The following is a 13,005-nucleotide window of genomic DNA, read 5'->3' as shown; positions in this document are numbered from 1 at the left end:
TTGAGGAAGCACTACGCATGAAGCGATTGGCCGGACTTTCCGCACTAGCCGTGATTATTTCCAGCACCAGCGGCTGCGGTTGGCTGTGGGGTCAAGAGGGTTACTTCCGCGACCGTGGCAGCGACTACCTGGAGGCGCGTCAAACCGCTCCAATGCAGTTGCCGCCAGGTGTCCAGACTGACAAGCGCCTTGTGCCGCTGTTGCCGATCCCCAGCAATGTGCCCGACGACAACGTCAAGGGCGAGTTTGAAGTACCGCGTCCACAGCCGTTGGCTGTAGCCGCCAGTGCCAGCGATTTCAGCCTGCAGAAAAGTGGCGACAGCCGCTGGGTCATGGCGCAGCGTTCGCCGTCAGAAGTCTGGCCGGTAGCGATGCAGTTCTTCCAGGACAATGGCTTCCGCATCGACGAACAGCGCCCGCAAACCGGCGAGTTCACCACGAGCTGGCAGCGTGCTGACGAGCTTTCCGCTCCGATCGCCCGCCATGTGGGCAGCAGCGGCCTGACCTCCGACAGCGAAACCCGCCTGCGGGTACGCATCGAGCCGGGTGTGCAGCGCAATACCAGCGAAATCTACGTGGTCAGTGCCAACCGCCCGGCCGGTAGCAGTGCCAACGTCGACTTTGGCAACCGCTCGGTCAACACCGGTCTGGATGCAGCCCTGGTTGATGAAATGCTGATCAGCATGAGCCGCAACGCCGAGAAGGGCGGTTCGGTTTCGCTGCTGGCTGCCCGTGATTTCGACACCCCTGCGCGTGTGAGCCTGAACGAAGACGGCAGCGGCAACCCGGTGCTGACCCTGACCGAAGACCTCGACCGTGCCTGGTCTAGCGTAGGTCGTGCACTTGAACAGGGCGAATGGCGCGTTGAAGACATCAACCGCACGTTGGGCCTGTACTACATCAACCTCGCCGAAAAAGCCGAGAAGAAGGACGAGAAACCTGGTTTCTTCTCCGGTCTCTTTGGCAGCAAGCCGGACAAGGAAGAAGTTGAAGCCCGTGCCCAGCGCTATCAGGTTCGCCTGAGCAAGGTGGGTGAAAGCGTGCAAGTGACCGTCGAAGAAAACATCAACACCGTTGCCTCGCCAGAAGTGGCGCGCAAGGTGCTGGGCGTTATCCAAGACAACCTGGGCTGATTGTATGCGTTTTGCCGTTCTCGGCAGTGGTAGCCAAGGGAATGGCACGCTGATAGCCAGCGACAGCACCTATGTACTGGTCGATTGCGGTTTCTCGTTGCGAGAAACCGAGCGTCGTCTCGCCAGGCTGGGCATCAGCGCTCACCAGCTGAGCGCGATTCTGGTCACCCACGAACATGCCGACCACGTGCATGGCGTGGGTTTGCTGTCGCGGCGCTACAATTTGCCGGTGTACATGAGTCGTGGTACCCAGCGCGGGATGCGCAAGCCTCTGGAGGCCGCCGGTTACGTGGCGGGTGGTCAGACGCTGCAAATCGGAGCCTTGAATATCAGTGTGACCCTGGTCGCCCATGATGCCCAGGAGCCCACCCAGTACGTATTCAGTGACGGCAAGCGGCGGTTCGGCCTGCTGACCGACCTGGGTTCGTATTGTGCTGGCGTGCTGGACAGCTATCGCGATCTGGATGCGCTGATGATTGAAGCCAACCACTGTCGGGACCTGCTTGCCCGTGGTCACTACCCTGCTTTTCTCAAGCGCCGGGTAGGGGGCCAGGAAGGACATTTGAACAACCATCAGGCCGCAAGCCTGGTGGCCGAGTTGGGCTGGCAAGACCTGCAACATCTGGTACTGGCCCACCTCAGCAGCAAGAACAACCTGCCGCAGCTGGCCCGGCAATGTTTTGTCGACACCCTTGGGTGCGACCCGGACTGGCTGCAACTGGCCGATCAAGATTCAGGGCTCGACTGGCGCACAATCGCCTAGCCCACCTACTTAGCATGCGGAGCCCATCATGGAAAAACGTGAAGAACTCTATCGCGGTAAAGCGAAATCGGTTTACAAGACCGACGACGAAAACCGCTTGATCCTGCTGTTTCGCAACGACACTTCGGCGTTCGACGGCAAGCGTATCGAACAACTTGATCGCAAGGGCATGGTGAACAACAAGTTCAACGCCTTCATCATGCAGAAACTCGAAGAAGCCGGCGTGCCGACCCAATTCGACAAACTGCTGGGTGACAACGAGTGCCTGGTGAAGAAACTCGACATGATCCCGGTCGAGTGCGTTGTGCGTAACTACGCAGCGGGCAGCCTGGTCAAGCGTCTGGGTGTGGAAGAGGGCATGAAGCTCAACCCGTACACCTTCGAACTGTTCCTCAAGGACGACGCCAAGGGCGACCCGTTCATCAACGAATCCCACGTCGTGGCTTTCGGTTGGGGCACTGCCGAGCAACTGGTTCGCATGAAAGAACTGTCGCTCAAGGTCAACGACGTACTGAACAAGCTGTTCGATGACGCTGGCTTGCTGCTGGTCGACTTCAAACTTGAGTTCGGCGTATTCCACGACGGCTCCATCGTCCTGGGTGACGAATTCAGCCCGGACGGCTGCCGTCTGTGGGACAAGGCTACCGGCAAGAAAATGGACAAGGACCGCTTCCGTCAGGGTCTGGGCGACGTAATCGAAGCCTACGAAGAAGTTGCAAACCGCCTCGGCGTCCCGCTTTAAGCAGTAAAGGCGCGCAAGCAACTGATACAGCGCGGTTTTTTTGAAAAAAGGCTTTGCCATAATCAAAAACCGCGCTATTATTCGCGCCGTTGGAGAGATGCCAGAGTGGCCGAATGGGACGGATTCGAAATCCGTTGTACTGGCGACAGTACCTAGGGTTCGAATCCCTATCTCTCCGCCATTATTACGAAAGCCCCGCAGATCAAGGTCTGCGGGGCTTTTTCGTTTTCAGGTTGTACTACTCTGTTGTACTACTCAAGTCATGCTGTTTAGCGTTATCTAGACGCTCATTTCTTCGCATGTCTGTCAGCCAGTTGCTGGGCAGCGTCTAACGCAAATTTCAGGACGTTTGCAGCCTCTGTGAAAGCTTCTGGGTCATTCGTCCCCTCATAGATGATTCCGCCCTTTGTGACGTCTTGCACAACGCTATCGACGTATTGATAGAAGCTGACAACCAACTGAGCATCCTCTGGCGAGAGGTATCCCAGCTTCCCGAGATTCGCGACATAAACTCTGCAATAGTGCTCAGGAATTCGTACCTGCAATGACGCTTCTGGACGCTGGTCCTCCGGTATTGCAAGTAGATGGTTCCCAGCTTCGATTAGGCCGGAAAGGTAATCTCGCTCCACGGCTATCTTCCTCAGCGCCAGCACCTCTGCAACGATAGCCACTTGTACGCTTGTGCGTTCCTGCCAGCGTTGCCAGAGCCAGCCACCGGTGGCTACTAAGGCGGTGACAAGCAAGCCTGCGGTGCTGATGATTTCACTGGTCTGCATTTCATTTTTCCTTAGTGCTGGAAGCTGATGGCTGCGAGTGGCTGCTGCACTTGCTGAGTTTGAATCTCCACAAGCAACTAAGCGACCTTATAAAGTCGATGCGAGTTTATTTGTAGGTGTTCGTGCGTCCAGAAAAAAATCCGGACGGGGATGGAATAATCGGTGACGAACGGCGGAATCCAGCAGTGGCGTGGCCTACACGGATGTTCTGCGTTTCATACATATTTTACCCACAGCGTTATCCACAGGTAGTGCGTTGCTAGGGATTCAAAAACGCATTATCTTGTGCCTTTCCTCCGATCATGACTCTACATGTAGTGTTTTCGATTGTTTTCAGGGTGAATAAATACGCCAAATCGCACGGCTTTCAACGGTTTTACCGCTTTTGCGAGCTATTTCGAGTTTGTGCCGGAAAGGGCTTGATTAGGGCCTTTTGAGGGTCCTTCGGCGCGTTTGTAGGCGTTTAGGGGTGGTTGGAGGGGGTGCGGAAGGGAAGATCGTTAATTACGCCCACAGACGATCACAGGGGCTTGCAGAGCCTCTGACTTAACGATATGATGGCGACAGAAACGCAAAAACCGCCAATGAAGGCGGTCTTAGCAGAAGATGTCTACGAGTAGCCACGCCAAGTTTGGCGACAGAAACGTGACTACCCGTACCCTCCGACGCATACGTTTCAGCACTGTCGGAAGAAGGACGCCATTAAAAGCCAATTGATGCAATTGCGTCAATCGCTGATTGATCGGTGGTCGTCTCCAGGCAGGTGCGACTTAACCTAACTTGCTGGAGATTACCCAGATGGAAATGTTTCTTGGTTTTACCGGTAACACAACCGTCGGTGCCAAAACGGTGCCGGTTCGTCAATATCGTCGGTTCCGCTTCGGTGAATGGGAGGATGTTTGTCACCATCGTCGTAGCCCTCCGCGTTAAGGCGTGAAAGTCGCCACCAAGCTTTTGCTGATTTGGTGGCTTCCTGTGGTAGTGCCTCTGCTGTCAAACACTTCGCAGCTCGAAACTCATTCGAACTCCAGGGTCATCCTCGATACATCCCAAGCACCCATCGCTCATCCGCATTGCTGGCTTCAATTGCTCTTCGTATGTCTTCCCTTCCAAATGATCCTCTGTGCCAGTAGCGACTATTTCCCTTGGCCTCATGCCCTGCCGCCAAAATTTCAGATGCACTTCAGCATCGACCTGACGTTTCAGCTGGAAAAATAATAAGCCGTTCGTCGTCCCACCCACTTAACAGGGCGCATGTGGCCTATCTAAAAGCTGTTGCTTTTTGAAAATAAGTTGAAGTGTTTTCGAGGCCAAAAGACGACAAGATCCCGCACTGGCGAGGTTTGGGGTGGCGTGTAAACCTTTCAGGCGAAGTACGATGGTTCAGCAGTGGTTCACACAGCCGCATCTTTAGCAGGGAAGTGAAGGGCCAGGTTCTTCATGACACGGCTCACTTGCATTGACGACCATTGTCCGCCTCGACTTGTAGTGATGCCCTTACTGTTCAGACAGTCAGCAACCTGTTGGAGTGTGCGACCACCTTTGCGGATGCACAGGTCGATAGGATCACGTACCGACTCTTGCCATGTATTCACTCGCAGCTGAACTGCCTCAGTAGCCTTAGCACGGTTGGCTTTTGTACGGCCTTTATCCAGTGCTTCGGAGCGGCGGAAAATCTTTTCAACAGACTGTATGTCGCCAGCGTCCGCACGGATCTTGAGGGCTGCCAGAGCTTCCTTGGTGCGGTTGGCAATGAATTCTCGTTCCTGTTGGGCAAGGGCTGCAAACAGATGAAGCTCGAACGTCTTGGCTTGCGGCATGGTGGCGACTTTGAATTCGGTCTGTTCCATTAGGCGTGCAATGTGGTGAACTGAACGGGATAAACGATCCAGCTTGGCGACCACGAGTTGTGCTTTCAGCTTCTTGCACGCTGCCAGTGCCTTCTTGCCTTCGGGACGATCCTCGATAGCCAACTTGCCCGACACAACGTCCACGAACGCATCAACGATGTTCCATCCATTCTGTTGGGCTGCACGAGCGATGTACTCGCGTTGAGCTTCAAGACCCAGCCCGCTTTCACCTTGCCCATGACTGGACACACGGCAGTAGCTCACTACGTCGATTGTGTTGGTGGTAGTGATGCTGGTCATGCTCTCGCCCTCTGAATTCTGCTTCAGAGCAATAATAACATATTCTGAATGGTCGTTCTAGGAATGTTATATGTCTTTCCTACTGTATTTCATGATCGGATCTTGAGAATCCCTGCCGTAATTGCGGATGCATTCTCATCAATAGTCAGTAATGCATTGACGGCGTTCTGATGGGCTTCACTTGATCCGCTGGCTCTAGCCCACAGGGCCACTTCTTCGATTGCAGCAGCTAGGGCGTGCTGATTGTGCAGCAATAGGGTTAGCACATCTGCTGTGGCTATACGTGCATCTATTTCGTCCTGCATGGCTATCGCCCTTTAAGGAGTGTGCAAGGATCGTAGTTCAGCATGGATGCAATGACTCGCACTCAAGCACTGGATGGGCTGACCCACCTCTGATGCGACTTGGCAGGGGAAAACTTACTGTTTTTTCATTAGAAACTGTTTTCTGCTGCGAGAAGCGGCCTTTGCTACGCACATGAAAGCTGGAGGCCCCGTAGAATCAGGGCTACAGAGGTTGCACAATAAATGTCTGGCCGTGAACTAGCCCAATAACCTAGGTATTTTGGGGGGTTTTGAGGGGGTTTACAGGGGTTAATTGGCGGTTATTCCAGTAGATAAAAGGAGATATAAGAATTAAACATTTTTTTCGAAGAAGTTAGCGGAAGTTCAATTTTAGGGCCTGAAGCAGTACATTGCACGTACATCGCACCCATAGACAACTTGACTACGCCTTCTCAGGCACACCACATACAGGAATTTGAGATGAATGGATGGCAACGGCTAGGGGTGGTATTAGCTGTACTAATGGCTGTGGTGGTAGGTGTAATACGGTACGAGCATTTCCCAACCCAAGACCGAATAGCTTCTGAGCACCGATACAACCTGTTCTTCTGGAGGGACTGCAAGGTCTACTTCCAAAACGTGGACGCGGGTGGGCTTAAGAAAGACTCCCGTTGCACCAGCTACACGAGACAGCATGTTGATGAGTCGCTCCGAAATGAAATACAAATGTACAAGTACAAGATCGGATTACTGCCTGAAAGACAGTTTCAATGGGCAGTCAAATCTGCTGGGTATTGGCTTGGGATAAGCTTAGGCACCTTGCTTGCCTTCCTCGCAGTGCGGTGGGTAATCAGAGGATTTCGTTCCAAGAAAGCATCGTAGTAACTGATTGCTCCCCTTGTCGCACTGAACGCACGCACACTTTTATGTCCACATAAAATGGCTGCAAGCCACGTAATACAAGGGCTACAAGCGAATCGCACCGTGTGCGTTACACTTCTACCTGCTGTACGCGCTTGTTTCAGAACGGCACTGGGTCGAAGTCATGATCAAGCGATACAGGGATGGCGTACAAGGCGTCTAGAGCAACGTAAGGCAGATCGTCATCCATGTCTTCAAGGAATGACTCTGTTACGTTCAGGGGAGCCTGTAGTGGCGTCTCAACAACTGACACAAGGGCTTCCGTTGAGCGGTAGCGCCTCGGGTCGGCTAATACCTTGGTATACAGAGCGTCGATAACCGAAGTGACGGTGTGGACTGGCTGACCGTGCAACATATCGAAGATTAGCCGAAGGTCGATGGCGTCGATGTCGAGAAGGGAGAATCGAGCACGACCTATATTGGCAAGCAGGAACTGGATGCGCTCCAACGCTGGCAACAACTCAGGGCGATATACTTTGCCGATACGTTCCCACTCGCTCAAGAAGGCTTCGGTGTCGCCGAAGTAGTCGAGCCATGCACGGAAATCACCCGCAGGCTCCTTGCCTTCAAGCTCGCGCTTCATGTTAGCTAGGATGCGAGCTGACGCAGTTTCGATTGTCTTCAAGTGTTCGGTATGGTCTGGATTGGCTGGGTCGAGATGTTCGACTAACCAAGAGTACAAGGCTTGTCGCTTACTTGGTTTGACTTTGCGTGACTGGACTACAGCCTGTACCACGTCCTCACCGATCAGCTTTATAATGCGCTGCACTACTTCCGAGACGTTGGCGTCCTCGGATACAGCTAAGCGGGGCAAGAGGTCTGCACGAGAGATTGAAGCCCCGCCACTGTAATGCTTGGTGCCGTGCGAGCGATTCAAGGACATTGGTGATATGACCAGATTGTCGGCCCTAAACAGACCGATGGATGTCTTGCCACGCACAGGGGCGATATGAGACAGCTCTAACGGATCTTCTCCGTATTCTTTCCTCAACCCATAACCATTCATTCGCTGACAACTTGCGTACACGTCATACAAGGCTTCAAGTTGCTGCTGGTCGAATTGATGATAAATCTGGATGGTGCGGGCTCTAATAGCCTGACGGGCAAGTTCGTAGAAGAACGGGGATTTGCTGGCGCTGGCCATCTGCTTAGCGTGACGAGCAATATTGTTGAAAGTGGTGCGACAAGAAGTGTTGCAGAATTTCGCTGTCTTGCTTCTGGTGCGAAAGCGCTTCTTGCACTGAAGACAAGTTAGGCGGCGTTCAGTTGTTGTTCGGGTTCTTGCAGTCATTGTTATAGGCTCCATTATGGTTGGCGTTTATGGGATTCTGGGCTTTGGGGTTGCACGGATCAGAGTGAAAGCAGCGAGCGTTGCAATAACGTCGCCGCTTCTGTACTGAGAACACGTGACCGCAATGATTACATGTGCAGGTCTTGTTCATTCTTGCCTCTTATATGATGGAAACTAGGATTTGTCAGATGGGGTAACAGCGTTACTTGGAAAGTTCCAGGCGGACACGAGCTTCGATAGCATCGCGTTGAGCCTGACGCTCTGCTGCTAACTCTTTTTCAACCTGACGATCAATCGCAGCTTCTTCAAGCGCTACTTGGCGTTCCACAATCAGTCGATTACTTTCATCAATCTCGCGTCTGTACTCGGCTTCAACTGCTGCATGAATAACTTTGATGTCAGCATCTTGTTCTGCTTGAGGCTTGTAAAAGTAGATGTGGTGAGAAGTTCCAGCGTATGGCATCGTCCCTAGCTCGTGCAGCGTGTAGCCCTCTTCAATCTTGGCTAGGTACACAGGGATGATCTGAGCGGGAGCTAGAACAAGCTCTGAGATGTAGGCACCCACCAGCACCTTGCCGATAGGCCTGCATGTCTTGGGGTCTGTCTCGGCGTGGGCATCGTATCCATGCTGGCGGTTCTTGTACGAGGCTACAGCGGCCTCCTTGAGGGCGTTAAGTTCTTGTTTGTTATGCTTGCGTAGAATAGACATGATTTGTCTCCTGTATTTTTAGTTGTTGGAACATGGCTGCGATGTATTCAGCAGCTATGAGTTGGTTTGCACGATCTGTGTTTGTTAGCAGTGGAACAAGAGCTGCTTTAGCTCTGGCTCTGTATAAACGCATGTAGCACTTGTGGCTACAAACGGTCTTGTCTTTGCGGCGAGATGTCATTGGTTGCTCGCAGACCGGACAAGTGGAAGCGTGAAGCATGGCCATTATTAGCCCTCCGAAGTTAGTGAGATGATTTTGTGAAGACGAAAAAAAGAGAGAGCGTTTGGAGACGCCCTCTCTAGTTGCGATGTTCCCCGAGAGACACCGCTTGCAGGAAGACGAAGTTACCCAGCCAGTTGGAGGAAGGCAATGGAAGGTGCCAGTCAACTGATAAAGTAACTTCATCTCTGCTTACATACATATTTTACCACAGAAGTGAGAAAAGTCAATGTTTGGCATTGCATTGAGTCAAATAAAAGTGTAGTGCTGGGCAAGCTAGCTACCAGTTACGCCCTCAACTTTTAGATCAGTTGCAACATCAATAAATGCTTCGCCATTCCATTGCAGATGTTGCCGCCCCAACTCCCCTGATTCGTAACGCGCTTCTTGCTCAAGGAATGCGCGGATGCGGTTTTAAGGTTGCAGGGAAGGGAGTTTGGAAATGGCTTCCAGTTTCTGTGCTGTTGTAGCACCTTGGCTGTATACGTCGAAAGTTACAGTTCCTGTTTCATGGCCAATCAACTCTGCAATGAGTTCACTTCTTACATCTGCTCTGTGAAGCTGTGTGACGACCGTTTTACGAATGGAATGGAACACATGTTGGCTACCGAACCCCTGTGCTTCTTTGAGTCTGCCAAATGCCTTGGAAAGAGCATCAGATCTGATACCGTATTTGTTCTTGCTATCAGATGGTACTAGATACCCGTCCTTGGATTGCTCAACCAAACGGTCAACTAGGGTAGATAGGGCAGGGTGTATTGGTACAGAGCGGATGCCTGCTGCTGTCTTCGAGTCGACAATATCGAGGCTCTTTATGCCGTCTGGTTCAATGACGTGCTCTGTCTTCAATTGGCATAGCTCTTCGATGCGAGCACCGGTGTATGTACCAAGAAGGATAAGATCGGCAAGGGTGGCATGCCCCCCGATTGACGCTGCTGCATGTAGTTTGCAGATGTCTTCCAGATTGAAATCTTTCCGCTGAGCGTCTGTTTTGGCCTTTCCCCTCACCTGTGGCAGATCATGATTTTCGAAGGGGTTTGCACGATCCTTGAAGTCTTCTCGCCACCGGGCATCGTGCTTCATTGCCCACCGCCAGAAGACGCTTCCGGCCAGTAGATATTGTGTGAGCGTCTTACTGGTCAACTTGAGGGAGTCCAGCCAAGCTGATACAGCGTCAAAGTCGAGACTACGTTCTCCCGCCTTCAAAAAATCGGAAAGCTTCTCCAGCTTTGATTCCTGCTGGTCGATGGTCTTCGCTGCAATGGCTCGACCTTGCCGGTGCTCACGGAATATTGCCAGTCGAGCCTTGTTAATTGGCGACTTTGATTTGTAGCTGGACGGGTCTTTCGTCAAGGCCTCCAGCTCTGCCCGTTGCTGTGCGGTGAACTGATGGCGCCTCATGAGCTGGAGTGGCACCATTCTCTTGAACATATTGGCGAGAGTATCTTCATGCTGGAGGTCGCCGGTCAGCCCATTTGCCATTTTGGTTTTGACGAGCGTGGTGATGATTTCAACCAAGCCAGGATCAGCCATCATTTTGGCTAACATTTTGGCTAACATTTTAGGGTCTGCTGCTGGCAGGTCTGGCACCGTCTCTCCAATCAGTTTGCGCTTCTGGTCGGTAGCAAATTGATCGAACTGTTGTAGTTGAGAAATGACGCTAGTTTGCCAGTCCTCGGGCAACGCTCTTTTGTTTCGCGCTGCTTTAAATGCTGCTTTCCAGTCTGAGAGTATGCTCAGGCGTCGATTCATCGCCTCGGATCGTAGTCCGGTCTTCAATGATTGGGTGAGAACCGTTTTCCCACCCATTGCCTTTCGCACATCAATAGGTACTGCCAGTCGCACATACCAAGTGGACTCGCCTTTCTTTTGAATCAGATTGTCAGCCATTGGTACGCCGGGAGGGTAGGTAGGTGATGCGGCGGGTTGTACTACTCAATTGTACTACTATCAGGTCGTAAAGCCTATATATGCGGCGGATATTGAGGCTAAGTGACGTTTGTGGTGAGTCCCTATCTCTCCGCCATTATTGAACAAGACGAAGCCCCTGAAATGGTTGAACATTTCAGGGGCTTTTTCGTGGGCGTCGATAAATGCGGTGCCCATTTCCCCTCAGGCAGACACCACCCGGTTGCGCCCGCTTTCCTTGGCACGGTAAAGGCGTTCGTCGGCCAGTTTTAGTACTTGCTGCGGTGTCATTGGCGCGCCGGCCTTGCTGGCAACACCTATGGAGATTGTCAGGTTGCCGACTTGCGGTATGCGAGCGTCTGCGATGCTTTGGCGTATGCGTTCGGCGATGGCTCTGGCCGTTTCTTGCGTGGTATCCGGTAGCAGCAGCGAAAATTCCTCCCCACCGCTGCGACATGCCAGGTCGTTTGCCCGTGAGTTCTGCTTGAGGATTTCGGCAACCTGCTTGAGTGCAACGTCGCCAGCGTCATGCCCGAATGTGTCATTGACCCGCTTGAAATGATCAATATCCAGCGCCAGTACCGTGTAGGGCTGCTGGGTCTGCTCCAGCACGCTCAGTAGTTCTTCCATGGCCCGGCGATTGGCCAGGCCGGTGAGAGGGTCACTTTGCGCCTCGTGGCTGAGGCGGCCAAGCTTTTGCTGCAGCAGTTGCACGCCCGCCAGCATGGCCTGGCGGATGGCCGAAGCATCGTGGTACCAGGCGTTGATACGTTGCAGCAACTCCGTAGTCTGCGGCGCGGACAGCTGTTGCGCCGCGGCAGACAGCAGGCGCAGGGGCCGGGCGATCAGCGTTGTGCCGACGAATACCAGTACCATCCCCAGAAGCCCGGCCGGAATCATGCCCATGATCATGTCGTGCATAAGCCGGCGCAAGGTCGCCTGACTATGCTCCCTGGGTTGTTGCACCACTACCGCCCAATTGGAGTCCGGGACCTGGCTGTAACCTGCCAGCATTTCGACGCCTTCGGAATTCCTTATTTCCATCGAACCGCGTTCGCCGCCCAGGGCCGCATCAACCGCAAAGTTTTCACCAAGCACTTCAGAGATACGCGCAGGATTGGGGTGGTAGAGCAGTCGACGATTGCTGTCGGCCACAAACGCAAAAGTGCCTTCGTGATGAAAGTGGCTGCTGATGACGGTGTGCAAGGCACTTTGATCAAGCAGGTAAATAGACCCGACCACGGCGCCGAGAAATACACCGGCCTTGCTGAAAACAGGTTCTGATACGAATACGATCAAGTTGCCCTGGCGGGATACATAGGTCGAGCTGACCAGTGCCCGGCGCTCTTGGAGTGCTTGCCTGATACCGCTGGCCGGGACGTTGGAACCGACAATCTGCGCCTGTGGCGGATTCGAGGCCAGGACTTTGCCGTTGGCATCGAGGATTTCGACGGAGTTGAAATACTGATCCTGTGCCTCCAGCCTCAAGGCTTCTTCATGCAGCACCTGGGGATCGTCCCAGTGCTTGCCGAGGATTTTGGCGCTGTAGTTCAGGTTGTTGTGGGCTGCGCGCAAGAACTCACCAATGCTGGAGGCAACTTTTGCCGCATAGGCAGCATTGGACTCCAGGGTCGAATGGATCAGGGCGTCGCGTTGTACGCGATAGGCCACCACAAGGCTGTTGCACAGGGTCGCCAGGACTGACGCCAGAACAATGCAGAGGATCAGGCCGCGCAGGTTTACGGGCAATGGGCGTGATGGTTTAAAGCTGTCGGTCATGGGCATGTTCGATAAGCGCAAAAAAACTTGAATAGAGGTTTGGACTCCAGAACCTGGCGGTGCGCAGGTCACTAGCAGAGTAGGTAGGGGTGAGCGCTCTGTCACACCCGTAAACAAGAATAATTGCTGAGCTGCGGCTATCGCCCGCTTGCGGCCGACGGCGGGTGCCAATCACCAGTCGGTGGATTTATGCGTCATTGGTATAAGTGCTATCAATAAAGCCGCGTTTATCAATGAATTCCTACGCGCTAAGTTACTTCTGTATTGAATACGCGCACACCTCTGGTGGCCGTTTCCTACAGAAGTTTTAACTTGAAAGGGAGATTTCT

General features: G+C 53.1%; 10 protein-coding genes and 1 tRNA gene. 4 read left to right on the top strand and 7 right to left on the bottom strand.

Annotated elements, in window-relative coordinates:
* Positions 1-17 precede the first annotated feature (17 nt).
* The 4 genes from bamC to FHL07_RS18600 all read left to right on the top strand — a co-directional run bounded on the left by bamC (position 18) and on the right by FHL07_RS18600 (position 2,819).
* Positions 18-1,133: an outer membrane protein assembly factor BamC gene (bamC, locus tag FHL07_RS18615; protein ID WP_138738774.1), complete on the top strand. Its 1,116-nt coding sequence runs from the start codon at positions 18-20 to the stop codon at positions 1,131-1,133.
* 4 nt (positions 1,134-1,137) lie between these two features.
* Entirely contained in the window at positions 1,138-1,896 is a 759-nt protein-coding gene (locus FHL07_RS18610) for an MBL fold metallo-hydrolase (protein WP_095002187.1), read from the top strand.
* A gap of 28 nt (positions 1,897-1,924) precedes the next feature.
* A complete protein-coding gene (purC, locus tag FHL07_RS18605) occupies positions 1,925-2,638 on the top strand; it encodes a phosphoribosylaminoimidazolesuccinocarboxamide synthase (protein ID WP_019410660.1) in 714 nt (237 codons plus the stop codon).
* Between the two features lie 91 nt (positions 2,639-2,729).
* Positions 2,730-2,819: transfer RNA gene (locus tag FHL07_RS18600), tRNA-Ser, on the top strand.
* Positions 2,820-2,925: 106 nt separating this feature from the next.
* Here the strand turns inward: FHL07_RS18600 and FHL07_RS18595 are convergent.
* From FHL07_RS18595 to FHL07_RS18565, 7 genes are all read right to left on the bottom strand, one after another.
* A complete protein-coding gene (locus FHL07_RS18595) occupies positions 2,926-3,414 on the bottom strand; it encodes a hypothetical protein (protein ID WP_138738773.1) in 489 nt (162 codons plus the stop codon).
* 1,394 nt (positions 3,415-4,808) lie between these two features.
* Positions 4,809-5,564, bottom strand: a complete 756-nt coding sequence (locus FHL07_RS18590; RefSeq protein WP_138738772.1) for a recombinase family protein — start codon at positions 5,562-5,564, stop codon at positions 4,809-4,811.
* A gap of 89 nt (positions 5,565-5,653) precedes the next feature.
* On the bottom strand, positions 5,654-5,869 hold the full coding sequence (locus FHL07_RS18585) for a hypothetical protein (RefSeq protein ID WP_138738771.1): 216 nt from the start codon (positions 5,867-5,869) through the stop codon (positions 5,654-5,656).
* A 1,000-nt stretch (positions 5,870-6,869) separates the two neighbouring features.
* Complete coding sequence (locus FHL07_RS18580) at positions 6,870-8,060, bottom strand: hypothetical protein (RefSeq protein WP_238705566.1); 1,191 nt, start codon at positions 8,058-8,060, stop codon at positions 6,870-6,872.
* A gap of 202 nt (positions 8,061-8,262) precedes the next feature.
* On the bottom strand, positions 8,263-8,769 hold the full coding sequence (locus FHL07_RS18575; protein WP_138738770.1) for a hypothetical protein: 507 nt from the start codon (positions 8,767-8,769) through the stop codon (positions 8,263-8,265).
* Between the two features lie 634 nt (positions 8,770-9,403).
* Complete coding sequence (locus tag FHL07_RS18570) at positions 9,404-10,879, bottom strand: tyrosine-type recombinase/integrase (RefSeq protein ID WP_138738769.1); 1,476 nt, start codon at positions 10,877-10,879, stop codon at positions 9,404-9,406.
* Between the two features lie 222 nt (positions 10,880-11,101).
* On the bottom strand, positions 11,102-12,676 hold the full coding sequence (locus FHL07_RS18565; RefSeq protein ID WP_130871775.1) for a sensor domain-containing diguanylate cyclase: 1,575 nt from the start codon (positions 12,674-12,676) through the stop codon (positions 11,102-11,104).
* Between the last annotated feature and the right edge of the window lie 329 nt (positions 12,677-13,005).

Origin of the sequence: Pseudomonas sp. FSL W7-0098, from assembly GCF_005930585.1 — a bacterium.
GTDB lineage: Bacteria > Pseudomonadota > Gammaproteobacteria > Pseudomonadales > Pseudomonadaceae > Aquipseudomonas > Aquipseudomonas bubulae.
The sequence above is the reverse complement of the archived record's forward strand: the minus strand, read 5'-3'. Positions and strand labels throughout refer to the sequence as shown.